The sequence below is a fragment of the Edaphosphingomonas haloaromaticamans genome (assembly GCF_001853345.1).
Classification (GTDB): Bacteria; Pseudomonadota; Alphaproteobacteria; order Sphingomonadales; family Sphingomonadaceae; genus Sphingomonas_E; species Sphingomonas_E fennica.
In genome coordinates, this window is record NZ_MIPT01000002.1 from 47,773 (window position 1) to 69,805 (window position 22,033).

Genomic DNA, 22,033 nt, shown 5'->3' on the forward strand with positions numbered 1-22,033 from the left:
TTCGATATCCTCGCTCATCACCGCTCCTCGCAAAAAGCGGCTATCAGCACTGCGGAGCAGCTTCCCGCAAGGCGGCCTTCAGAACACGGTTACGGCTGAGGGTGGAAATCTGAGCGAGTTGTACCCGCCGAGCCATCACGGCACTGACCTCCTTGACTAGCTTCTCAACTACCGCTTGTCGTAGCGGCCCGGCCCACTCCTTGCGTACCTCTGTGCCATCCATCCCTTCGATTTCGTCGAGCGCCGCCACGAGCATCGCCGGGAGGCCTTTGAATAACTCGGCGAGCATCACAAGCGAGGTTTGGAAGCGCTCGTCGAGGAAGAGGGCTGGATCACTGTAGGTCTCGATCGCGATCATGGCTTGCACGATGTTGATGTCCAGGGCGGCCAAAACCTGCTGGAGTTCATACACGAACATCGGCGCGCGCTTAGCGGGATCACTGTGAAGTAGGAGACCGAGACGCGTTTTGCTGATGCCGGTCTTCAGCGCCAGCTTGCGTTGGCCTACATTCTGTTCAGACATTGCTTCGAGGATCAGCGGGATGAAGTCCCACTGCTCGACCCTGGCCGGAACGCAGCCATCGTCGGAAGCTTCGATATGGGCAAGCGATGACAAGTCATGGCCCCCTTTTGCACGCAAGGCCTGAAACGAAACACACAGGCAGTGACTTAGCAAGCCTCTGCATTTTGTGCGCCTGCAGCAAAAGCCAGCAGCAACTATCTTAGCGGGACTATCTTCTCGTTACCCAGTTCTTCGCTGATCGCAGATTTTCGTGGCGGATTATCTGTGCCCTCCAATCCCAGTCGCTCAAGAACGCGCGCAGCTTTCTGGCCGACCACGTAGTGGAAGAGCATGATCGAAAGTGTGTCCCCCAAGCTTATTTCGGACCCAAGCCCCTCAGAGATGAGCTTCTTTACTGCATCCAGGCTGTCGGCACTTGATCTGGTGATGGTCAGATCGATTCGAATGTCGCCTGTTGTAGGGATCGCCGACAGATGCTCCCGGATTGTTTCAGGTGCATGGTCCTCCAGCGCACACGGCAACCCGATCCGATCGGAAACCAGATTTCCGAGGGTCTGATAGCACCTGGTTTCGTTCGAACGCAGGCGCAGGCTCTCCGTCGTCAAATTGAAGAAATGCTCCGATATGTCGAGCGCGAGGGTGCACTGATCTCCTGTCATGGCACCTGCACCTGGCTATCCTCCATCCTTAGCTGTGGTTCGATAACGTAGACACGATTAAGCCGGGCTGACGGGATCCCCCCGAATCCGGTTAGCGATTCTAACTTCGCCCGTCATTGATCGCAATTAGAGGCGCGGACGCCGAATCAAAAATTCGTCTGCCCCGAGAAATGGGGCGGCGTGCCCCAGATAGTGGGGCGAGCTGCCCCGCATGCCGGGGCGCGCCGCCCCGGCCATCGGGGCAGGGTCCGATCAGACTCACATAAAATTCGTTTGCGAGACCGTGCCGTCGGGAACTGCGTTGCCGCCGATCGCTCGCCGGGACCACCCTTCAATTGGGCGCGGGTCAGTCGCGTTCCGTTTGAAGGGAAACTCTCATGCAGTCTGTCATAAAGTACAGCGGTCGTGCGGAGCTGGCGATCTTCGCTTTGGTCGCACTCGCGTTCGCGCTCCTGCTCTTTGCCGGCCCGGCCCTCGCCGGTGCCGACACGACGTTCGATACGGCGCTCACGAAGTTCACCGACTTCCTCGAAGGGTCGGGCGGCAAGATCATCACCGTCCTGTCGCTCGCGGGCGGCATCGTCGCGTTGGCCTCAGGCCGCTTCTCGATGGGCCAGATCGCCATTCCTGTCGGCGTCGGTGTGGGTGCCGGGACCGGCATTCCGATCGTCACCTCCACCGTCACGGCAACAATCTGAACAGTCCAAGGGTCGGCCGGAATAGCAGATCCGGTCGGCCTGCGGGGAGGGTGGTGATATGGCCGCGGACAAGTACGTCGTTCCGTCTCATCTGGATGATCCCGAGCTAATCGGGCTGTGGACGCTGGATGAGTTCCTAGCGATGGTTTTGCCATTCGTCTGGGGTATCCTGTCTCAGCATATTCTCATTGGCATGTTGCTTGCGGGCGCAGGCTGGTGGGGACTGAAGAAGGCTAAGGCAGGACGGGCGATCTCCTGGCTGCTTCACATGGCCTACTGGCATCTTCCGGCCGGCTTCACCGGCATGAAGGCCACACCGCCCTCCTATCTCCGGCTGATGGCGGGCTGAGATGGAAATCTCCTACACCCACGCTCAAAGCCAGCGGGTCCTGAAGCAGCGCAACCTGCTTGTGATCGTCGCCGGCGTCCTTGGCAGCCTGTGCGCCATCCTCGGTCTTGTGACAGTCACGCGCGACAGGGAGATTGTCCTTCAACCGATCCTGGCATCGCCGTTGGTCGTGAACTCTTCAGGTGTCTCGCGGCAGTATCTCGAGCTGGTCACCCGCGACACCGCGGTGCTGACGCTCGATCGCAGCCCGGCGAATCTCGAATACTGGATGAAGTCGGTACTCGATATCACCGCGCCCAGCGCGCAAGGAAAGATCCGCGCCGACCTGATGAAGATCGTCAACGAGCAGCGCGGCTCGTCGATCGCCCAGTTCTTCACCATCCAGACTATGGAGCTGGATACGAAGAATCTGCGGTCGACCGTCACCGGCGACCTGCACACGATCGTCGGCAACAAGGTCGTCTCCAGCGAGCGCCGCTCCTTCCGCTTCGATTGGCAATATTCCGGACTGTCCCTGAAGCTCGTGGGCTTCGGAATGGTGACGACCGGCAAGGAAAAGGATCAGTGATGTCGGTCTACATCATCGGCAGCGCCGCGACCGGCGCGGTCTTCCTGTCGCGCTATTATTGCATCGTGAGCCGGATGATCGGCGTTGCCCTAGTCGCCGTGAGCTTCTTCCTCATCACCTCCCCGGCTTGGGCGGACCAGACGGTGATGGCAGCCGACGGCAGCCAGGTTGATTGCGCAGCGTCGGCAAAGGATCTCACCAGGATCAGCTTGGTCGAGGACGAGTTTGCGTCGGTCTCGAAGATCTCGACCGGNAATCCGCAGGATGACTTTTCCGTCGTCAACGAACCGGTGCGGGGAGACATCTACCTCTCGGTGCCGGAGGGCTTCGCGCGCCCGGCGCTTTCGTTCTTTGCGACCAGCAAGCGCGGCTACGTCTACAAGATCGTGTGCCGGATCGCCGGCGAGCAGGCCGTGCAGCTCTTCATCTCCAATCCGGCGATCGCGAAGGCCAACGTGGAGGAGAATGGGGCGCCCCAGGCGGTGGTTGCAACCAGCCCGCAGGAAGCGGCGGTCGTCCTCATCCAGGCGATGTATTCAAACAGCGTCGCCGATGGCTACGAGATGCGCCAGCGCACTCTGCGGCCGGTCTATGTCGGCAATCTCAAGGTCCAGATGATCGCTGAATATCGGGGGTCGGAACTGACCGGCCGCGTGCTGCGCATAGAGAATCGCGGCGGGGAAGCCGTCACGCTGACGGAGAGCACGGTCGCGCCGAGCAGTGCGCTCGCCGTGTCGATCGCCGAGCCGAAGCTGGAACCTGGGAAGGTCACCACGGCCTACCTCGTCTCACAAACCGGGAGGCAGTGACATGGCCTGGAATGACTTCCTCAAACGCAATCGTGAGCCGTTGGATGGCAGCGATACTGAGGGCGTCTCGCCCATCTCGGCCGACCTGTCCGCGAACGAAAGCATCCGAAAAAAGCAGCGCATGCTGCTCGCCGGGGTCGCCGGCGTCGGCCTGGTGGCATCGTCCTTCTGGATCTTCGGCGGCGACGAGAAGGCGACCGGTACGAACGACGACGGGACCGCGAAGGTCGAGGTGTCGACCAAGGACATGGTCAACAAGAATCTCAACCAGCAGGAGTGGATGGCGCTCTCCGAAAACCAGATGCAATCGGTCGAGAATCAACTGAAATCGGTCAACGGCCAGCAGCAACGCCTGGACCAGCTTTCGCAGCAGGTCGAACTGCTCAAGGGGGAAAATCAGGCGATGCGGGCGGACGGCTCGCGCGTCCTCTCGGCTTATCAGCAAGAGAATGAGGCGCTGCGCCGACAGGTGGCTTCCGCCCGAACTACGCCGGCGCCAGCGCCCGCGACCGGGCCGGGCGCGATGTACGGGCCCAACGGGACCCAGGCCTATCAGCGTCCGGATGGGCCGAACGCGTCTGCCAATGGTCGCCCGATGCCGATGGGAGGCGCCGCCGAGGTCAAGCTGGTCAGTTTCCAGACCGCAGATGCCGGCAATGCCACGCGCGTCGCTAAGGGAACGACCACCTTCAGCGACAGCATCAACTATCTGCCGCCCAACAGCTTCGCCAGTGCCAAGGTCATAGTCGGCGTTGACGCGAGCGCCGGCGTCAACAGCCAGACCGACCCCTTGCCGGTCGTGCTTCGCGTCACTGGCCCGGCCCGTTCCGTCTATCAGAACGGGCGCCTCCTAACGACCAAGATCGAAGGCTGCCTCGTGAACGGTGCCGCCCGCGGCGAGCTCTCGAGCGAGAAGGTCTACGTCAAACTGCAAAAGATGACGTGCCCGCAGCCTGGCGGGCGCTACGCCGTCTCCGAGGTCAAGGGGTTCATCGCCTTTGGCGGCAAGACAGGGGTGCGCGGCCGAGTGGTCAGCCGGGAAGGCTCGCTTGCCATGCAGGCGTTTCTGGCCGGTCTGGTCAGTGGTGGCGGCAACGCTCTCAACACCGCTTTCAATCAGCCGCTCGCCAGCATCAGCACCGACGGGGAGGGGGGCGTCAACCGCACGCCCAACTTCGGCAGCGTCGGCCTGCGCGCGCTCGGCGGCGGTGCCGCGGAATCGGGCAAGGACGTCTCGAAATATCTGATCGAGCGGGCCGAGCAATATCAGCCCGTGATCGAGATGCCGACCGGCATCGATGTCGAAATCGTTTTCCTGGAGGGTGTCTATGTCCGCAATTGATCGTCTGCGAAAGCTGCGCGCGTTCGCTCGCCCGGCGCCGATTGTAGCGGCCGCTGCCGCGCTCGGCGTTGCCGGAATCGCTCTTGCAGCCGATGTCGCCGGCAAGGATGACGCCAAGGTCAGCCTGCTCCTGAAGACCAGGCTTCCGAAGACGCCGATCAACAAGCTCGATTGCGATAAGATCGACGGGCTGTGCGAAGTCACCTCGGGCGCGAACCTCTTCTACGTCAATCATGGCGCGCGCTATCTGATCATCGGTCGTGTCTACGATATGGAGACGCGTCAAGACCTGACCGCGGCGCGGCTGCTCGAGATCAATCCGGACATGCTGGTGGGCGGGGCCGCCAAGGCGAACGCCGCGGTATCCGATGACGGCGAGGCTGGCGAAATCGCAGCGACGGCGCGCGGTGTCGGCAAGACATCCGCGCCGGTCCGCCCCGTCTCGCTCAACCTGTCTGGGCTTCCGGCCGACGGGGCCATTGTCTGGGGCAACCGGTCGGCCAAACAGAGCATCACCATCTTCACGGACTTCCGTTGCGGTTATTGCAGGGCGCTCGCCAGCGTCTTGCGCGGCATGGATGTGAAGGTGGTCGAGCGTCCGATCTCGGTCCTCGGTAGCCGCGACATCGCCGACCGCGTCTATTGCTCCAAAAACCAGGAACAGGCGCTGCATGCCGCCTATGCCGGTGAGCCATTCAAAGCGCCGGCGAGCTGCGACACCAAGGGGCTCGATGCAAACGAGCGCTTCGCGCGCGAGCATGGGCTTAATGCGACGCCAATCATCGTTCGGGGTGATGGCGCCGTCCTGGAAGGATATCGGCCCAAGGAGTTTCTCGAGGCCTGGCTGCAGGGGACGCGGTCGTGACGGCGCGGCACGCCCTGTCGCTGCGCGGCTGCGCGATCGCCGCTCTGTCCCTGCTTGGCGGGTGCGCCACGTTCGGCAGCAATGTGAAGGGAAGTTTTTCCTGTAAAGCGCCCGATGGCATCTGCGCGCCATCGTCCTCGATCGACGATCGAGCACTCGCGATGATCACCGGAGAGGGCACTGTCGAGCGTTCATCGCCGGCCAGCAGCGGGCCGGCCAGGCAGTCTGCACCCAGATCCTCGCACATCGCCTTTTTAGGACAAGCGCCGGCACCTCAGATCGATGCGCGCCGTACCCAGGAGCGCGTGCTGCGCATTGTCTTTCAGCCATATATCGATGAGCGTGGCCGCCTTCATGAGGTGACGGCAGTCCATGCCGTGGTGCAAAGCGGGGAATGGCAACAACAATTCCTCGTCAATGCAACAGCGATACCGGACCGAGATGCGATTGTCGCTGCTGAGCAGCCGGAATCGCTCGCCGAAGCGGTCGATCGAGCGGAACTGGCAAGCCGAGCGACGGGCGGCGTCGACCCCAATCTACCCGATCCTGCGGCCGTCGCGGCAGCCCGCGCCCGTGCAGCCGACCCGGTCAAAGCGATCAAGGACGATGTTGCGACCCGTCTAGCCCCCAAGGCGGGCCGCACACCGACGCCCCCGGCCACTAACGTCTCCTCCAGGCGCGCGGAATCGCGCAGCGTCGAGGGAGCAGTGCCGGGGGCGCCGACTATCGAAGCGAAGGTGCCGCCGCTCGCAACGGCAGACAAAGCCTCGGCCGGGACCGCCCCGGCGCCGGAGGGCGCAGACAGTGCGACCGCGATCGGCGAAGCAATCACGCGGGTGAGAGGCTCTACCGAATACCAGGCGCGCTCGGCTCAGGCAGCGAGCGACGCGAAGGCAGCAGCTCTGACCGGATCGACGCCGACACCCGAGCCCAAGACGAAGCCCACCGTGCGCGCGGCGAACTTCCCGGCCGCTGCTCCAGAGGAAAATTGAGATGGCGAGCGGCTTCCTCGATGAGTTGCTGTCCGGTATCTTCGGCGACAGCAAGCGACCGGACACCCAGCGGCCGGACCTGGTGGTCCCGATGCTTGCGCATTGGCTCCCTTATCGAAGCTTCGACCCGAAGACCGGTATCTTCTACAATAGCGCCTCGCGCGGCTTCGTGATCGAGGCCGCGCCGCTGGTCGGCGCGGACGAGCGGACGGGTGAGATCCTGGCGCAGTTCCTGTCCGAAGGCATTCCCGCGCCCGGCTGCCTTCAGATTCACCAATGGATGTCGCCGCGCATCGGCGAGCAGCTCTCGAAATGGTATCTGCCCCGCTACTCGGCGCGCGGCGTTTACGAACGGATGGCCAAGCACCGGGTCGACTTCCTGACGGACGGCGTCTGGAATTCGCTTTCAGCCGACGCGCCGTTTTGCCTTCGCCATCATCGGGTCGCGATATCCTACTCGACGCCGGAGTCCTCAAACATCACGATCGAGCAGATCGTATCGCTCATGGACGGGCTGATCTCGGCTCTTCAATCGGTGAACGTATCCGCCCGCAAGATGGACCCGGTCGCGCTCATCGGCTGGATCGACGATATCACGTCGCCGACCACCGCCGCTGGCGACGATGCGGTGAGCTACAACCCTCTCGACCCGATCGCCGATCAGGCGATCCGAAGGGATATCGAGCTGCATATCGAGCCGGACCGCATGTTGCTGCGGACCGAGCGCTTCCGGCCGACCGGAAAAACGCTGAAGGGCGCGCCGGAGATCGGGGAGATCTACCCCGACGTGTTCGATGTGCGCTCCTTCTCGGTGCGCAACCTGCCCACGCGCTGGGCGCCATGGGACGTAACCCGGCTGATCGGCGACATCTTTACCGACAAGCTGCGCATGCCATGCCCCGTATCGACCAACCTGTGCATCGAGTTCCCGGACCCGCAGGCGTCGACCAACAAGGCCAGCTACAAGTTCATGCGAACGACCAGCCTGGCCGATTCCAAATCGTCCCGCTTCCTGCCGCAGCTCCGCGAGCAGTCGCAGGAGTGGCGACACGTCAATGAAGAGATCCGGCAGGGCAGGAAGCTCGTGCGCGTGTTCTTCAGCGTCACGTCGTTCTCGCCGAAAGGGCAGGGCGACAGCAACGAGCGAGTGCTGAAGTCGGTCTACCGTGCGGCGGGCTGGGATCTTCTCGATGACCGCTACCTGCAGGTGATGGGTCTGTTGTGCGCGATGCCCATGACGATGGCCAATGGCCTGTCAAAGGATCTCGAGCGCATGAAGCGGATGCGCACTCTGCTCACGACGACGGCCGCAAATCTCGCGCCGCTGCAGGGGGAATATCTCGGCGGAAGCATTCCCCACCTGCTGCTGATCGGCCGGCGCGGACAGCCCTTCTTCTGGAGCCCCTTCGAGAATGCCGCCGGCAATCACAACGTCGCCGTGTTCGGCAAATCGGGCTCCGGCAAGTCGGTCGCGCTGCAGGAATTATGCGGCTCGCTCTGCGGTGCCGGCGCGCGAGTGGTCGTGATCGACGACGGGCGTTCGTTCGAGCATTCGGCCAAACTTCAGGGCGGCGCCTTTGTCGAGTTCACCATGAGCTCGGGCTTCTGTCTCAATCCCTTCTCGATGATCGACGAGGCCCAGGCCGCCGAAGACGAGGACTATCTCCTCGACGGCATGGCAATGCTGAAGGCCATCATCAATCAGATGTCCCGGCATATCAACCTGCTCGACGACACCGAGCGCGGGCTGATCGACGGTGCCGTGAACCAGGTCTGGGAGGCGCACGGCAGCCGCGGCTCGATCGATCTTGTCATCGAGGCGCTCGAGGCAACCGGAAACGGGCTGGCCGCGAACCTTGCGATCGCGATGCGGCCCTTCTCGTCGGGCGGCACCTACGGCCGCTTCTTTCAGGGCGAGGTCTCGTTCGAACTTTCGGCCCAGCTCACGGTCTTCGAGCTCTCCGATCTGTCTGCCCGTGAGGAGCTGCGCAGCGTCGTCCTGACGGCGATCATGTTCATGTCGCAGCAGATGATGCGCAAGCTGGATCGTTCGATCCCGAAAGCGCTACTCCTCGACGAAGCATGGCAGATGCTCCGCGGCGGGGCGATGGCCGATTTCATCGAGACCTACGCGCGTACCTGCCGGAAATATGGCGCATCGCTGGTCACGGCGACGCAATCGCTGAACGACTATTACAAATCGGCCGGATCGGTCGCGGCGCTCGAAAATTCCGACTGGTTCGTGATCCTCCAGCAAAAGCCGGAGACGATCGCAGACTTCAAGAAGCATGACCGCTTCGAGATGGACGATCACACCGATGCGCTGTTGCGATCCTTGAAGCGCAACGGCTTCGAATATTCGGACATCATGATCAAAGGGCCCGACACCCTCGCTGTCGGCCGCCTGGTCCTCGACCCCTATTCCGCAGCGCTGTTCTCCTCGAGTCCGAAGACTTTTGCGGCGATCGACGCTCTGATCGCCGAGGGCCTCAGCATGGACGAGGCGATCGAGCGGATCGCGTTTCCGAACAATCCCGAAAAGTGGGTCAGCAATCTCGTCCCGGAGGACGAGATCGCGATCGCGGCGGAGTAGCAGGGATGGCGACGCATCCGGTCCCGACCACCGCCCGGCGATACATCGGGTTCACGCGCCATGAATGGCAGACCATGCTTCATTTCCTGCTGCATGGGCTCGGCTTTGTCGCGTCGACGATGCTCATCACCTGGGGCCTCTTCTGCCTCTTCTTCCTCGCGATCGGCGGCTTCTCGTTCGATGGTTTCGTCCATCAGCTCAATAATTTCACGACGCGCTACGTTGCCGCGGACCCGGCGCGCACCGCCGCCTTCCTCAACATGTTCGCGATCGCGCACATGATCCTTTCCACCGCCGTCGTCGCTCTTCGCGCCAATCGCATCCTTCCGCAGCGTGCGGATGAGGGAGTTCCGCCTCATGGCTGACCAACCCCAACTCGACCTTCCTCCCCCTTCCGCGCCTGAGACCCGAGCAGCGAAGCGCAGGGTCGGTTTTGGCGGCTTCACGCGCGTCCAGATGCTGATCCTGTTGCTGCTCGTCGCTGCGATCATCTGGGGAATGTGGGTGACGCGGGCACTGACCCAGTCGAAACAAGACCATATCGTTTCGGCACGGTTGTCGGCGCTGGTCGGCGACTATGTCGAGGCACAGCGCTTCTCAGGCTCGCCGCCCGACCGCGTGCGCGCCGAGATGCAGGCGTTCATGTCCTCGCTCGACAAGGAACTGCAGCGCAGGAGCCAAGACGGCCAGATCGTGCTTGTCGGTGAAGCCGTGCTCACCAAGAACGTGCCGGACATCACCGACAGCCTGAAAAAGGCGGTCTTTGCCTCGGGCGTTCCCGAACCCAAGCGTATGTCCGTCGAGGAATTGCAGCGGATGCAGGAGCTCTCGGCTGCCCAATCGGCGCTGGCCGCCTCGCGTGCAGCACCGCTGGCGGCGCCGGGGGCAACCATCGATCCGATGGCTGGCGTCCCCGGCGCCAGCCCTCAGGTGCCCGCGGGCCAGGCTTTTCCGGCCCAGCCAATCCCGCCGCAGATTCCCGGTGCGTCCGTCTCGACGTTCGGAGGACCTGATGGCAACGGCGGCCAATAGGGTGGAAGCCCTGCGTTGGCGTCCCCGCACGCGCATGTGGGGGATGCTGGCGGTGGCCGTCGCCGGGACGCTTGGCTTCGGCGCGATCGGCGAATGGCGTGATGGCCACGCCCTTTTGATCAACACGACGGACTCGCTCCCGAATTGGGCGTTTCTCATCCAGCGCCACAAGCTGCCGGCACGCGGCGACTATGTGTTCTTCGATCCGCCGCCCGGCGAGCTCCTCCGCCGCCATTTCGGCGCGAAGCCACAGATGTTCGGGAAGATCGCCTACGGCGTGCCCGGCGACATCATCAGCCATATCGGCCGGACGGTCGCCGTGAATGGTCACCCGGTCGCGCAGATGAAGCCCTTCACACGCTTCGGCGAGCCGCTGACTCCTGGCGCCACCGGACGGGTGCCGGCCGGATGCTATTTCGCGGCGACGCCTCACAAGGACGGCTTCGACAGCCGTTACGGCGAAATTGGCTTCGTCTGCGGGCGCCAGATCATTGGGACAGGGGAGCCAATCCTATGAGGATGCTTGTCACGAGCTGCGTGTGCGCGGTTGCGGCGCTAGGCGCGGCGCTCGTCTTTCCCCCGATGCGGTCGGAAGCGAAGGATTATGGCCAGGCGGCACAGGCATTTCCGGTGATCGAGCCGGATCTGCTTTCGACGATCGAAGCCCGACTGCGCAGGGCCGAGGCGAGTGGCGAACTCGCGCGCACCAATGAGATGTTTGCCAAGCGCGTCGAGGCGAAGGTTCGGCGTCCTGATCCCGTGGCGGGGATAACCGCGGCGCGAGCGGCCCGAAGCTGGGACTTCGATCCTTCGGTCATGATGGAGCGCGACATTCGCGATCAGAAAGGAAACCTGATCGCCGCGGCCGGCCAGCGTATCAATCCGCTCGACTTCGTCTCGGTCCGACAGGACCTCGTCTTCATCGATGGTGACGACCCCGCGCAGACGGCGTGGGCCATCGAGCATTACTCCGACATCAAGGCCAAGATCATCCTGGTCAATGGCTCGCCGGTCGAGCTGATGACCGCGAAAAAGCGGCGTTTCTATTTCGACCAGGCAGGCAAGCTCACGACCCGGTTCGGCATCGAGCACACACCGGCAATCGTCACCCAGGCCGGCAGGGTGATGCGCGTGTCCGAAGTCGCGCTCAAGCCCGGAAAAACAGGCTGATGCCACCTTGGCTAGACATGCTTCGCACGCCGATGGCGGCCCCCGAGACCGGCGCGCTGCGACGTCTGCGCCTGATTTGGCAGATGCTTTGTCTGATGCTCGGCGCCGCGATTATTGGCCTGCAGCCGCTATCGCTCGCCTTCGGGCGGGCGGCGCCATGCGCGATCGCAGTACTTCTGCTTGCCAATATCTGCACGACCGCCGTCTACCTCGCGCGGAAGCATCGCGCCGACACCTCATTTCTGGAAGCAAGCGGGGAGGAGCAATGATGCATAGCGCGCGATGGGCTCTGCGGCTCCTCCTGACGATGATCGCCGCCTTCATTCTCGCGCCGAGCGCTCAGGCCGCGGGACCGACCTGTCACGGGAAGTTCGTCAACCCGATCACCGATGTCTGTTGGTCGTGCCTCTTCCCGCTGTCGGTGGGCGGCCTCAAGATCTGGCCGAGCGGCCGGCCGGATACAGCCAATCCGGCTTCGCCTATTTGCGCCTGCGGCAGCCCCATTCCTCGGATCGGTATCTCCGTCGGTTTCTGGGAACCAGCGCGCCTCGCGGACGTGACCATGAAGCCTTGGTGCTTTCCGAACCTTGGTGGTATCCGCATCGCACCCGGCTTCGACATCGGACAGGGCTATTTGGCCGGCCCGTCGATGGTGGGCGGCCGCTCCCAGAGCACGGCCAAATGGCACGTCCATTGGTATGTGTACCCGCTCCTCTACTGGATGGAAATCCTGACCGACTTCGTCTGCTTCGAGCAGGCAAGTTTCGATATCGCGTACATGACCGAGATCGACCCGCTCTGGCAGGACGACTCGCTGACAGCACTCATCAACCCGGAAGCCATCGTTTTTGCCAATCCGATCGCCCAGGTTGCCTGCGCCGGAGACTGCATCGCCGGCACCGCCCATTTGCCGCTCGATCCGCTATTCTGGTGCGCTGGCTGCCAGGGCAGCATGTATCCGCTCAATGGAAACGTGCCGTCGTCGATCGGCCACGTTCAGTCCTCGCGGCTCGCGCTGTCGCGCTTTGCGTACAAGATGCACCGCGAGGCGCTGGCGTGGGGAACGATGGGGTCGGCGGGCCTCTGCAAGAAGTACCTCATGCCGATCATGCGGAAGCAGCAATACCGCTTTCAGATGGTCAATCCGATCCCGACCGTGAGCGGTCGCTTCGCTTGCTCCGCGATCGGGGCATCCACCATGCCGCCCGACGCAGGCCGCGCCTATCCCGCCGGTGGCGAGGACATGGGCTACCTGGTCTGGCGCAAACGCAACTGCTGCGTTCTCTAGGGGGGCCTTTCGATGCGCGGATATCTTTGGGCTTCTACTGCTGTTCTCGGCATCGCCAGCATATCGGCGGTGCTTGCGCAGAGCGTCGATGGGATCGACGTTCAGGCGATCAAGAAGCGCTCAGCCGAGCTTCAGGCTGATGCCGAGGCGTTCGTCAATCAGGTGAAGGACAGGGGTGATGCGTTCCGCGAGGAGGCGGCCAATGTGAATGACGGTGGCATGGCCAACATGCAGCGCGTTGCGAAGACCGATCTGCCCAAGGGGCCCGCTGGTCCGGTCGACTTCGACGAAATCGTAGCGGGCGCCGCGTCGAACGCGACGGTGGGGAAGGGCGAAGCACCCCAGTTCATAGTGTTTGCCAGCCTGTCGATGCCGCCACAGGCGCTCAAGCAATTGATCGGCGATACCGCGCGCGCGGGCGGTGTGGTCGTCTTCCGGGGCTTTCCGAACAATTCGATGAAGGAGTTTTCGTCCGCCCTCGGGAAGATCGTGACCCGGCAGGACGATTTCGCCAATGTCGGTATTGATCCGCGCCTCTTCCGCGCTTTCGACGTCCAAGCTGTTCCGACCTATATCGCCGTCTCGTCCGATTTCGACCTTTGCGCCGGTTTCTCGTGCCAGACCAAGGTTCCGCCCCACGACCGTCTCATTGGCAACGTCTCGGTTGAATATGCGCTCGAGCAGTTTGCCGAGGGGAATGGCCCGGGTGCCCGCGTCGCCGCCGTTGGGCTCTCCAACATGCGCAAGGTCAATCGGTGAGGTCGATCCCCGCCTCGGCTGCGCTCGTTGTCGCGCTGATGGTCGTAACGCCGGCGCTGGCGCAAACGACCGTCGAGGAGGCGCGGGAGCAGGGCAAGGAGCTCGGCACCCAGAAGCGCAACGATCCGACGCTCGTACCGTCGAGTGACGCCCAGGCGGCAGCGGTCCCCGGCTATTCCGGCCCGAGCCTGCCCGAAGGTTCCTATTTCGACGATCCCGAGCGACTTGAGGCGGCCGGTCAATCGGCGAAGTCCTCGAACGAGCAATATCGCATCACGACGGACGCCGATCGGACGCGCGCGACGTTCAGCAATTCGGAGATCTTGGCGGCCACGCAGAGGGCGACGTCGGTTGAGAACGATCCATCCACCTATCTGGCCGGTGAAGATTATAGCGGCGGTGGCGGGTCTTGTGTGCCGTTGCCACCGGCGGTTGGGAACGCAGGCTACTACGAAGCGACCTGCAATCAGGGCACGAAGATCGAGGACCAGCCGCGCTCCTGCTCGATCACGATGGTGCCGGAGACGACGACGGTCGACGCCTTCAAATTCTTTGTGGTTCCCAACAGCGCCTACGGCACCCCGTTCGCACGGTACGATTCGATGGCGCCGCATATAACGGCCGGGACATGCCGTCCGACTGGCGTGGTGATGCAGGCGTGCGCCGCCCATCGCATCTACGGCGTTTCGACGAACAAATTTTGCGACGATTACAACGCCACCGAATATGTTTGCTCCCAGGACCTGACGGGAATTGCCTTCCTCCCTAGCCCGATTACCGGACGGGATTGGCATGCCAAAACGACCGACACGCAGGTCACCGTCAAGAGGGCCGACGGCTGTGGACATCTTACAGCGGATGCCATGTGCACGGCCGATCCTGCGGGGGAGATTTGCACCGAGGGCCCGGAGACCCGCGTCATCAATGGGGTGCCGATAACCCAGGCATGCTGGGCGTGGAAAAGAGACTTCACCTGCCACACGCTGACTCCCGCCAGCGACTGCGGCGACCTCGAGAGCAATCGGGCCTGCACCTATTTGCGGACCGAATGCCTTGATGACGAACCGAACGGCGGCGCATGTCAGGTCGAAAACCGGGTTTATAAATGCCCGACGCCCTTGAGTGGGACCAGCGACGCACCGCAATATATTTGCGGCGACGATGTCTACTGCATCAACGGTGATTGCGAGCCGATCGTTCGCGAGGCGTCGACCGAATTCAAGGATGCGCTCGTCGCCTTGCATTCGATCGACCAGGCCGGTGAGGAGTTCGACGAGACCAATTTCACGGTCTTCAAGGGCAATCGCGAGACCTGTCACAAGCCGGTGTTCGGGCTCATCAACTGCTGCGCCGGCAAAACGTCAGGCCTGCTGACGGTCGGTGCAGGCGCAGCCGCACTGGCCGGCGGGCCTGCGGCGATCGCCGCGTTGGCGACGCCCTTCCTGACCCTGTTCGCTTGTTCGCAGGACGAGATGAAGCTCGACATCAAGGATCGGATGGGTCTGTGCCACAATCTCGGAACCTATTGCTCATCGAAGATCCTCGGCATCTGCACAACGAAGCGGACCGCCTATTGCTGCTTTGAAAGCAAGCTCAGCCGCGTGCTTCAGGAACAGGGCCGGCCACAGCTCGGCAAGCCTTGGGGGAGCGCCAAAAAGGAAACGTGTCAGGGCTTCACCGTCGACGAATTTGCCCGCCTCGACCTCTCCGTCATGAATTTCACCGAGGTGTATGCGGACTTCATGGATGCGGCGAAGCTGCCTGACGAAGTCCAGACGATGACGGACATCCAGGCGAAAATTCAGTCCTACTACGACCTCCACGGAAAATGAGGCGGGTCAGATGTGCACCACGCCGGGGGGAGGCCGTCCGAAGCCAGAAAGTCAGGGAGAATGATCATGTCGATGCCGCTTCTTGAGCTGCCCGTCATCGCGGCAGCGCTGCTGCTTCAGCCAGCGCACGAGAGCCCGTCGCCGCGCCCGCCGTGCGCCTCCCGGCACGCCGCAACGGTGGCCGATTGCTGTGTTCATTTACCGGATTGGGAAGCGCGCAAAGAAAGCCCGCCCCGCGAACGCCCTGCACAGTCGCCCGGTAAGGCCGAGGGAGGGACGGAACATGGCAATTCTTGACCGGACGGTGATCCTTGCGGCAGCTCTCTCGGCGGCGATTTGGGCGCCCGCGCTTGCCCAGGACGCGCCCGCGGCCCGAAATGATACCATCGAGCAGGATCGGCCGGACGAATTCTACTGCGGCGAGCGCAGGCTGGGGCAGTGGTTCTATTGCGCGAAGCCAAAGCCGATGGACAACGCCAAGCCGGCGACGCCTGTCGAAGCGGATCGCGCCACGGATCGGATCGCCGCGATCGCCAAGCAACTCGACGAGCTGAAGGCCAAGGCCATCCTCGAGCCGACGGAAGCGAACGTCATCAACTATATCCGCTTCCAGCGCGAACAGCTCGATCGCGCGTCGACATTCTCGGACACCTGGCAACGCGCGCTCTGGCAGAACCCGGACCTCGACTATACGCTGCAACGCCCGGTTTCGACGGTCGGCAAGCGTCTGTGGCTCGATAATCGGAAGGCCGACCGCGATGCTGTCCTCACCAGCCTCGGCCAGCGCTACGGGCTGTTCTATTTCTATGCCCAAAGTTGCGGCGCGTGCGAGGTGTTCGCGCCGATCCTGCGATCGGTCACCGATAGTCATCGGATGACGGTGATGGCCGTATCCATGGACGGCGGGCCGAGCAGGGATTTTCCGAATTACGTCGTCGATTCCGGGCAGCGGGCACGAATGGGTGTGCCGGGCAATGAAACGCCTGCGCTGGTCCTGTTCGATACCCAGACCAAGCGGACGATTCCGGTCGGCTACGGCGTGCTCAGCGCCGACGAAATCATGGACCGCATCTTCATGCTGACCAACACCAAGGTCGGGAGCGACTATTGATGACACAGGCAAAAAAGGGCGTCCTGCGCCGGAAGTTCGGCTCTGGTCTGGCGTTAATCGCAGCTTCCCATTTCGCGATCGTCGGCGTCGCGCACGCTGATGTCGCGTCTGAGATGAACGGCTTCTTCAACGATGCCGGTGGCGCCGCAAATGTCACCGGGCCGACGGCATTCCAGGGTCAGTCCGCGGGCTATTACTCGCTTGGCAACGTGTGGACCCGCTTTCCGCAGAAGAGCGTCTCGCCGTTCAATCTGCAGCTTCCGAGCGCGCGGGCGGGCTGCGGCGGCATCGACCTGTTCGCAGGCAGCTTCTCCTTCATCAACGCCTCGGAAATCGTGGCGATGTTGAAGGCGACCGCCAACAATGCCCTTGGTTTCGCCTTCAAGCTCGCGATCGATTCCGTTTCGCCAGAGATCGGGAAGGTAATGGATGAGTTCAGCCAGAAGGCGCAGCTTCTCAACCAGATGAATATATCGAGCTGCGAGACGGCGCAGGCGCTGGTCGGTGGAATCTGGCCGCAGATGGAAACCACCCGCTCGACGATCTGCGAGGCGGTCGGCAACAGCCAGGGCATATTCTCCGATTGGGCCGCTTCACGGCAAGGCTGCAACAACGGCAACCGCCGGGACAGCACAATCGCTGGCAATACCGATGCGAGCATGAAGGACCAGCTCGTCGGCGAGCCACACAACTACACTTGGGAGGCGCTGAAGAAGTCCGCCAAATTCGGGGCGTTCGACCAGTCATTCTCCGAATATATCATGACGCTCGTCGGCACGGTGATCACCACGCCATCAACCGATCCGAGCGTAGGCGGGAAGGTCATCATGTTCGGGCCCGCCGAGGAGGCGGTGGTTACGGCGCTGCTCGACGGCACGGCGAACGCACCGGCGGTGAAGATGCTCAAGTGCAACGACACGGATTGCTACGATGTCGGTGAGCAGACCCTGACGGTGCCGGCCTCGTCGGCGTTGCGGCCGCGGATCGCAGGGATGATCCGCTCGATGAGCAGCAAGATCAGGACGGACACCGCGCTCGACGGTTCGGAGAAGCAGCTCCTCAACCTCGCGACCGTACCGCTCTACAAGATCCTGTCAGTCCAGGCCTATGCGCATTACGCGCTGACCGACGGCGAAATCGAAACGCTCTCAGAGATCGTCGCAGTCGATCTGCTGGCCGCGATGCTCGATAACATGCTCGATCGCGTCGAGCAGGCGCAGACTCACTATCAGACGTTCGACCAGGCCACCGCGACGCAGTGGAAACAGCAAATCGCTGCGACGCGGCAGAAATTCGCGCAGCGTGACGTGAAGCTCTCCAACAAGCTGCAGGTGACGATGCAGATCATCGATCGCAGCATCATGCTCGAATCCACGCTCCAGAATTCGATGACGCCGGGCATGGCGTCCGCGCTCAATTTCTCGCGCGGGTTGAACGCACAAGGGCTGAATTAGGGCAGGGGAGCCGGCGCGATGCTCGAGGTCTTTACGGTCGGGGGCGGGGAATATCTCGTCAACACCTTCAATGCCGTCGCTGCCTGGTCCGGGGGAGGTGGATACCGCTCGCTCCTCCGCGTCGTGATGGTGATGGGGCTCATCTACTCTCTGCTCGTCGTCGCCTTCACGATGAACTTTCGCGTGTGGATGAACTGGTTTCTGCAATCGACGGCGATCTATCTCTGCCTCATGGTGCCGACCATCGACGTGAAGGTCACCGACCGGATCAATCCGTCACTGGCACCGGCAACGGTCGCGAACGTGCCGCTCGGGCTTGGTGTTCTGGCAAGTTTCACCACGCAGATTGGCGACTGGCTGACGCGGACGGCCGAGACCGTTTTCGTGATGCCGAGCGAGCTCAACTATTCGACCAACGGCATGGTCTATGGCGCGCGCCTGTTCGACGCCACTCGCAACTTCGTGATCCGCGATGCCGAGTTCTCGACCAATCTTGAGGAGCATTTCAAGAAATGCGTCTTCGGGGACGTGATGCTCTACCGGAAGTCGCTGACCGTCCTGGCGCAATCGAAGGATCTCTGGGCGGAAATCGGTCCCGGCTCGGAAGCCCGATCGCAGGAATGGCTCGAACGGCAGGGCGATGGGACCGTCACCAGCGCGATCGTCACCTGCCGGCAGGCTTACGACATGCTAAATGCGCGGTGGGCGCCGATGATCGAGGCGAACACGCCGTTCTGGGGGAAGGAGCTTTACCCGAAGCTGAGCAACGCGCTGGCGGCCGACAAGCTGAGGCACGATCTGCCGATCGCCAATGCCGCGTTCACCGGCTCGGGCAGCAACTACAGCGATTCCATGCGGCAGAACACGGCGATCAACGCCTTCATGCAAGCCCGCAACAGCATGGCGGGCGGATCGGGCGCGGCGACGATCGACACCTTCGCGCAGACCCGCGCCGACATTCAGGCACGCAACACTTATAATTCGATCGCACAGCAGGCGATGGCCTGGGTGCCCATCCTCAACATCGTGCTGACCGTGGTCTTCTTCGCGATGTTCCCGGTGATATTCCCATTGTTCCTGATGCCGCAAACGGGTCTCGCGACCCTGAAGGGCTATGCGATGGGCTTCTTCTATCTCGCAGCCTGGGGGCCTCTCTATGTCATCCTGCACATGATCTGCATGACAAGAGCCGAGGCCGCCGCCGCGGGGGTCGCGCCCGGCGGCGTCACGCTGGGCACCTATGCCGGCATCGGCGCCGTGAATGGAGAGACTGCGACGATCGCCGGCTTCATGCTGATGAGCATCCCATTTCTCGCCGCGGGTCTTGCACGGGGCGCGATGTCGATCGCGGGCCAGGCGACCTCGATGCTTGCGCCGGCACAGAACGCCGCCGAGGCTGCCGCGCTGGAACAGACCACGGGAAACTATTCTTACGGCAATGTGAGCTGGGCGAATGCGACGTCGAACATGCGCCAGAGCGACCAATGGTCGATTGCGCCGAGTTTCACGGGCGGTGCGACCAGCGTGGGTTGGCGCCAGGACAACGGCGCCGTGGTGTCGGGCTTCGGCAATGGACAAGATGTCATCGACATGTCGGGCGCGATCTCGCGGCTGGGGTTCACGCCAACCATGAACAGCGGCACCGTCGCGGAATGGCGGGAAATGTCGAGCGCGGCGCATCGCCAAGCGCAAGCGTGGGAGAATGCCGCGCAGGATATTCTGACCAGCACACACACGAACCGAAGTGCGTTTGGGGTCTCGTCCGAGCGATCCAGAGGCTTTGAATCTGGAAGCGGGTCCACCGCAAATACAAATGTCGAGAAGTTCGATCGTGTTACCGGGTCGAGCTCGCAGGGCCTAGAGGAGCGCTCCTCGACCGGGTTGACCGATCGGATCTCGATGGGCCGTGATCGGTCAGCCGGCACGCTCGATCAGGTGACCGGCGGGATCAATGGCGGCATCGGCGGCGGCGGAGGTCGTAAGGGTGGCGGTGGGCGGGCAGGCGGCGGGGGACTTCTTCCCAATGTCGGCGGTTCCCTTGGGGTCAGCAAGACCGGGCAACAGGTCGACAATCTTCGCTATGGCACGGATCAAACGCGTTCCTCCGACAGCTCCAGCTCGTCTTCAAGCGGTGTGCGCGACGAGCACTCCAACGGCAGCGGAGCTAGCACATCCGACGGCACTTATGTTCGTTCAGGCTCGTTCAGCCGGTCATCGGTGACGTCATCGTCCTCGGTGAGCACCGAGGACGCCCTTTCGCGGGCACGATCCTATTCCGAGGCCGCGCGGCGTATGGAAGAGCTATCGCAATCCCTCGCGCGCGATGCGAGCTTCGCCGAATCGCACGGGATGCAGCTCAGCGAGAATATGAGCCAGGATCTTGCGCAATGGTACAGGCTGCAACAGGCCCTTCATCCCAACCTTGATGCGCCCGAGCTTTGGGCGACCGACTTAACGCCGCAGAAGCGCGCGGTCCGTGACCAATTGATTCAACAGTGGGCACAGGAAAAACGAGACGCGCTTTGGTCCGAGATCAGCGGCGATATCAAGGACCCGTCGCTGGTCGACGTGTCGCGGATCGATCTCGACGCCGGCGATGTGCGCGGCTCCTATAATCCGCGCGGGGTTAGCGGGATCGGTAGCGGTGGGGGAGGCGGCGACCCTGGCGCCGCTGCCCGCATGATCGCTGATGGACAGGCGAAGCTGGACGGTGATCGGGCGGCAGCGGAAGCCGCCCGTAACAATCGCGGTGGCGCGAATGTTGATCTACAATCCGAGGTCGGCCGCGAACTCAATCGCGGTTTCTTCACCGATCCGAACTTGCGGAAGTAAAGGACCGGTCAGAGCGTCAGGTAAAGATAGGCACCCGTCGCCACGAGCAGGACAAGCGAAATCACGCCACCGATCAGGCGGCCACGCGAAAGCTCGTTAGTATCGTCATCGCTCTCGTCGGAATTGATCTCATGCGGCATCGGATCGGCCGGCCTATAGATTGGGCCGCCGGGTAGATCTTTGGTGAATGCGTATGTGATCGTATCAAACATGGGCGACTTTCTACCGCCGACATCATATCATTGAGTAACTTCGCATTCAAACCGGAATAGGCCGATGCGGACACGTGCCACAATCGCAAATTCTTAGAGCGATAATATATATTATGTTAAATATCAATATCTTATAAGAATATCAGTCCCGATACAACGCGGAGACCTTTCATGGAAGTCCGATTGAGCGCGACACCTAAAGGCAACGGATTTCAGGCAACGGTCGCATTGCCCGATGGGGTATCGATCAGCTCGGCCGAATCCTATCCCACCGAAGCCGAAGCGATCACCGCGGCGGCCGTGAAGTTGTTGGAGATGCCCGATCGCCTGATGCGCGCGACCGCAGTAGAAGCCGATCTTGCGATCAGCGGCAGCTCATCGCCGGCGTAGCGCCGCCAAGGTGTCCGGCATGATCGTGTAGACTGCCTCGCGCTGGGCGCCGCGATTTTGATGATCCACCCGATAGCCCTGATAGTGGCGTCGCAGGAGGCCGCCCCGACATAGATCCGACACTGCGCGGCTGACATTGCAGCGGCCCGATTGGCGAACCCGCTCACGGACCCTTTCTTCAATGACACGGTCAGCCTGTGTCGGATCGGCCGGTAGTTCGTCAGCCTGCTCAAGTGCCGACCGCACGGTTTCGATCGTCGAACGGCGCCAGGGTGTACGCTGCGCGATCGGAGCCAGCGCATCGCACAACCAGTCGCGGACAGGCACGGCGTCGCCGTTCACCATCACGCTCGGTCCAGCCCTGCCCTTTTCGTCAGCGACTTCCTCCAGGAGCTGGAGGAGCATGTAGGAGAATTTTGGCCGCGGCGAAGCTGCGGCGATCGCCGCCAAAAGCCCCGGCGTGTCCATCCCTCGCGCGGGTTCGACGGATGCTTCGAATAGGTCTGCCTGATGGAACATAGCATGAATCTACTATGCACTTTGGTGGATGTGAAT

At 62.5% G+C, this 22,033-nt stretch carries 24 protein-coding genes; 20 read left to right on the forward strand and 4 right to left on the reverse strand.

Annotated features, from left to right (window positions below; genetic code table 11):
- Positions 1-43: 43 nt before the first annotated feature.
- Positions 44-616, reverse strand: coding sequence for a hypothetical protein (locus tag BHE75_RS21585; RefSeq protein ID WP_070936273.1), 573 nt, complete (start codon positions 614-616; stop codon positions 44-46).
- A 101-nt stretch (positions 617-717) separates the two neighbouring features.
- On the reverse strand, positions 718-1,182 hold the full coding sequence (locus BHE75_RS21590) for a hypothetical protein (protein WP_066701144.1): 465 nt from the start codon (positions 1,180-1,182) through the stop codon (positions 718-720).
- A gap of 377 nt (positions 1,183-1,559) precedes the next feature.
- On the opposite strand from BHE75_RS21590, the gene BHE75_RS21595 reads away from it, so the two are divergent.
- The 19 genes from BHE75_RS21595 to BHE75_RS21680 all read left to right on the forward strand — a co-directional run bounded on the left by BHE75_RS21595 (position 1,560) and on the right by BHE75_RS21680 (position 20,876).
- Complete coding sequence (locus BHE75_RS21595; RefSeq protein WP_066701143.1) at positions 1,560-1,880, forward strand: TrbC/VirB2 family protein; 321 nt, start codon at positions 1,560-1,562, stop codon at positions 1,878-1,880.
- Between the two features lie 58 nt (positions 1,881-1,938).
- Positions 1,939-2,229, forward strand: coding sequence for a type IV conjugative transfer system protein TraL (gene traL, locus BHE75_RS21600; RefSeq protein ID WP_066701142.1), 291 nt, complete (start codon positions 1,939-1,941; stop codon positions 2,227-2,229).
- A 1-nt stretch (position 2,230) separates the two neighbouring features.
- On the forward strand, positions 2,231-2,797 hold the full coding sequence (locus BHE75_RS21605; RefSeq protein WP_066701141.1) for a type IV conjugative transfer system protein TraE: 567 nt from the start codon (positions 2,231-2,233) through the stop codon (positions 2,795-2,797).
- Positions 2,797-3,606 carry a type-F conjugative transfer system secretin TraK gene (locus BHE75_RS21610; protein WP_066701140.1) on the forward strand — a complete coding sequence of 270 codons (810 nt, stop codon included), beginning with the start codon at positions 2,797-2,799 and terminating at the stop codon, positions 3,604-3,606. The genes BHE75_RS21605 and BHE75_RS21610 overlap by 1 nt, the downstream gene beginning before the upstream one ends.
- A 1-nt stretch (position 3,607) precedes the next feature.
- Positions 3,608-4,948 carry a TrbI/VirB10 family protein gene (locus tag BHE75_RS21615; RefSeq protein WP_066701139.1) on the forward strand — a complete coding sequence of 447 codons (1,341 nt, stop codon included), beginning with the start codon at positions 3,608-3,610 and terminating at the stop codon, positions 4,946-4,948.
- A complete protein-coding gene (locus BHE75_RS21620) occupies positions 4,935-5,813 on the forward strand; it encodes a DsbC family protein (RefSeq protein ID WP_066701138.1) in 879 nt (292 codons plus the stop codon). The genes BHE75_RS21615 and BHE75_RS21620 overlap by 14 nt, the downstream gene beginning before the upstream one ends.
- Entirely contained in the window at positions 5,810-6,805 is a 996-nt protein-coding gene (locus tag BHE75_RS23690; RefSeq protein WP_066701137.1) for a TraV family lipoprotein, read from the forward strand. Before BHE75_RS21620 ends, BHE75_RS23690 begins: the two co-directional genes overlap by 4 nt.
- A 1-nt stretch (position 6,806) precedes the next feature.
- Positions 6,807-9,398: a type IV secretion system protein TraC gene (gene traC, locus BHE75_RS21625; protein ID WP_070936277.1), complete on the forward strand. Its 2,592-nt coding sequence runs from the start codon at positions 6,807-6,809 to the stop codon at positions 9,396-9,398.
- Positions 9,399-9,403: 5 nt separating this feature from the next.
- Positions 9,404-9,763: a hypothetical protein gene (locus BHE75_RS21630; protein WP_066701135.1), complete on the forward strand. Its 360-nt coding sequence runs from the start codon at positions 9,404-9,406 to the stop codon at positions 9,761-9,763.
- Positions 9,756-10,430, forward strand: a complete 675-nt coding sequence (locus tag BHE75_RS21635) for a TrbI F-type domain-containing protein (protein ID WP_070936364.1) — start codon at positions 9,756-9,758, stop codon at positions 10,428-10,430. Before BHE75_RS21630 ends, BHE75_RS21635 begins: the two co-directional genes overlap by 8 nt.
- Complete coding sequence (locus BHE75_RS21640) at positions 10,411-10,947, forward strand: S26 family signal peptidase (RefSeq protein ID WP_066701133.1); 537 nt, start codon at positions 10,411-10,413, stop codon at positions 10,945-10,947. The genes BHE75_RS21635 and BHE75_RS21640 overlap by 20 nt, the downstream gene beginning before the upstream one ends.
- Positions 10,944-11,600: a type-F conjugative transfer system protein TraW gene (traW, locus tag BHE75_RS21645; RefSeq protein WP_066701132.1), complete on the forward strand. Its 657-nt coding sequence runs from the start codon at positions 10,944-10,946 to the stop codon at positions 11,598-11,600. Before BHE75_RS21640 ends, traW begins: the two co-directional genes overlap by 4 nt.
- Entirely contained in the window at positions 11,600-11,869 is a 270-nt protein-coding gene (locus BHE75_RS21650) for a hypothetical protein (protein ID WP_066701131.1), read from the forward strand. The genes traW and BHE75_RS21650 overlap by 1 nt, the downstream gene beginning before the upstream one ends.
- Positions 11,869-12,888, forward strand: a complete 1,020-nt coding sequence (traU, locus tag BHE75_RS21655) for a conjugal transfer pilus assembly protein TraU (RefSeq protein WP_096367889.1) — start codon at positions 11,869-11,871, stop codon at positions 12,886-12,888. The genes BHE75_RS21650 and traU overlap by 1 nt, the downstream gene beginning before the upstream one ends.
- Before the next feature lie 12 nt (positions 12,889-12,900).
- The gene (gene trbC, locus BHE75_RS21660; RefSeq protein WP_066701129.1) at positions 12,901-13,647 is read left to right on the forward strand and encodes a type-F conjugative transfer system pilin assembly protein TrbC; all 747 of its coding nucleotides are present in this window, start codon (positions 12,901-12,903) and stop codon (positions 13,645-13,647) included.
- 38 nt (positions 13,648-13,685) lie between these two features.
- Entirely contained in the window at positions 13,686-15,479 is a 1,794-nt protein-coding gene (locus tag BHE75_RS21665; RefSeq protein WP_070936368.1) for a conjugal transfer protein TraN, read from the forward strand.
- Between the two features lie 283 nt (positions 15,480-15,762).
- Positions 15,763-16,590: a conjugal transfer protein TraF gene (locus tag BHE75_RS21670; RefSeq protein WP_083216030.1), complete on the forward strand. Its 828-nt coding sequence runs from the start codon at positions 15,763-15,765 to the stop codon at positions 16,588-16,590.
- A complete protein-coding gene (locus BHE75_RS21675; protein WP_066701128.1) occupies positions 16,590-18,044 on the forward strand; it encodes a conjugal transfer protein TraH in 1,455 nt (484 codons plus the stop codon). Before BHE75_RS21670 ends, BHE75_RS21675 begins: the two co-directional genes overlap by 1 nt.
- Before the next feature lie 18 nt (positions 18,045-18,062).
- Entirely contained in the window at positions 18,063-20,876 is a 2,814-nt protein-coding gene (locus BHE75_RS21680) for a conjugal transfer protein TraG N-terminal domain-containing protein (RefSeq protein WP_066701127.1), read from the forward strand.
- An 8-nt stretch (positions 20,877-20,884) separates the two neighbouring features.
- On the opposite strand, the gene BHE75_RS21685 is transcribed toward BHE75_RS21680, so the two are convergent.
- On the reverse strand, positions 20,885-21,088 hold the full coding sequence (locus tag BHE75_RS21685; protein WP_070936279.1) for a hypothetical protein: 204 nt from the start codon (positions 21,086-21,088) through the stop codon (positions 20,885-20,887).
- 171 nt (positions 21,089-21,259) lie between these two features.
- Between BHE75_RS21685 and BHE75_RS21690 the strand changes: the two genes are divergently transcribed.
- Complete coding sequence (locus tag BHE75_RS21690) at positions 21,260-21,478, forward strand: hypothetical protein (protein ID WP_066701117.1); 219 nt, start codon at positions 21,260-21,262, stop codon at positions 21,476-21,478.
- Here BHE75_RS21690 and BHE75_RS21695 read toward each other — a convergent pair.
- The gene (locus BHE75_RS21695; RefSeq protein WP_066701116.1) at positions 21,464-21,997 is read right to left on the reverse strand and encodes a hypothetical protein; all 534 of its coding nucleotides are present in this window, start codon (positions 21,995-21,997) and stop codon (positions 21,464-21,466) included. The genes BHE75_RS21690 and BHE75_RS21695 overlap by 15 nt on opposite strands.
- Positions 21,998-22,033 lie beyond the last annotated feature (36 nt).

Bases quoted from the DNA above. Each gene is read 5' to 3' on its own strand.
- BHE75_RS21590 (WP_066701144.1), bottom strand. From the start codon at position 1,182: ATGACAGGAGATCAGTGCACCCTCGCGCTCGACATATCGGAGCATTTC.
- BHE75_RS21595 (WP_066701143.1), top strand. From the start codon at position 1,560: ATGCAGTCTGTCATAAAGTACAGCGGTCGTGCGGAGCTGGCGATCTTC.
- traL (WP_066701142.1), top strand. From the start codon at position 1,939: ATGGCCGCGGACAAGTACGTCGTTCCGTCTCATCTGGATGATCCCGAG.
- BHE75_RS21605 (WP_066701141.1), top strand. From the start codon at position 2,231: ATGGAAATCTCCTACACCCACGCTCAAAGCCAGCGGGTCCTGAAGCAG.
- BHE75_RS21615 (WP_066701139.1), top strand. From the start codon at position 3,608: ATGGCCTGGAATGACTTCCTCAAACGCAATCGTGAGCCGTTGGATGGC.
- BHE75_RS21620 (WP_066701138.1), top strand. From the start codon at position 4,935: ATGTCCGCAATTGATCGTCTGCGAAAGCTGCGCGCGTTCGCTCGCCCG.
- traC (WP_070936277.1), top strand. From the start codon at position 6,807: ATGGCGAGCGGCTTCCTCGATGAGTTGCTGTCCGGTATCTTCGGCGAC.
- BHE75_RS21630 (WP_066701135.1), top strand. From the start codon at position 9,404: ATGGCGACGCATCCGGTCCCGACCACCGCCCGGCGATACATCGGGTTC.
- BHE75_RS21635 (WP_070936364.1), top strand. From the start codon at position 9,756: ATGGCTGACCAACCCCAACTCGACCTTCCTCCCCCTTCCGCGCCTGAG.
- BHE75_RS21640 (WP_066701133.1), top strand. From the start codon at position 10,411: ATGGCAACGGCGGCCAATAGGGTGGAAGCCCTGCGTTGGCGTCCCCGC.
- traW (WP_066701132.1), top strand. From the start codon at position 10,944: ATGAGGATGCTTGTCACGAGCTGCGTGTGCGCGGTTGCGGCGCTAGGC.
- BHE75_RS21650 (WP_066701131.1), top strand. From the start codon at position 11,600: ATGCCACCTTGGCTAGACATGCTTCGCACGCCGATGGCGGCCCCCGAG.
- traU (WP_096367889.1), top strand. From the start codon at position 11,869: ATGCATAGCGCGCGATGGGCTCTGCGGCTCCTCCTGACGATGATCGCC.
- trbC (WP_066701129.1), top strand. From the start codon at position 12,901: ATGCGCGGATATCTTTGGGCTTCTACTGCTGTTCTCGGCATCGCCAGC.
- BHE75_RS21665 (WP_070936368.1), top strand. From the start codon at position 13,686: ATGGTCGTAACGCCGGCGCTGGCGCAAACGACCGTCGAGGAGGCGCGG.
- BHE75_RS21670 (WP_083216030.1), top strand. From the start codon at position 15,763: ATGGCAATTCTTGACCGGACGGTGATCCTTGCGGCAGCTCTCTCGGCG.
- BHE75_RS21675 (WP_066701128.1), top strand. From the start codon at position 16,590: ATGACACAGGCAAAAAAGGGCGTCCTGCGCCGGAAGTTCGGCTCTGGT.
- BHE75_RS21680 (WP_066701127.1), top strand. From the start codon at position 18,063: ATGCTCGAGGTCTTTACGGTCGGGGGCGGGGAATATCTCGTCAACACC.
- BHE75_RS21685 (WP_070936279.1), bottom strand. From the start codon at position 21,088: ATGTTTGATACGATCACATACGCATTCACCAAAGATCTACCCGGCGGC.
- BHE75_RS21690 (WP_066701117.1), top strand. From the start codon at position 21,260: ATGGAAGTCCGATTGAGCGCGACACCTAAAGGCAACGGATTTCAGGCA.
- BHE75_RS21695 (WP_066701116.1), bottom strand. From the start codon at position 21,997: ATGTTCCATCAGGCAGACCTATTCGAAGCATCCGTCGAACCCGCGCGA.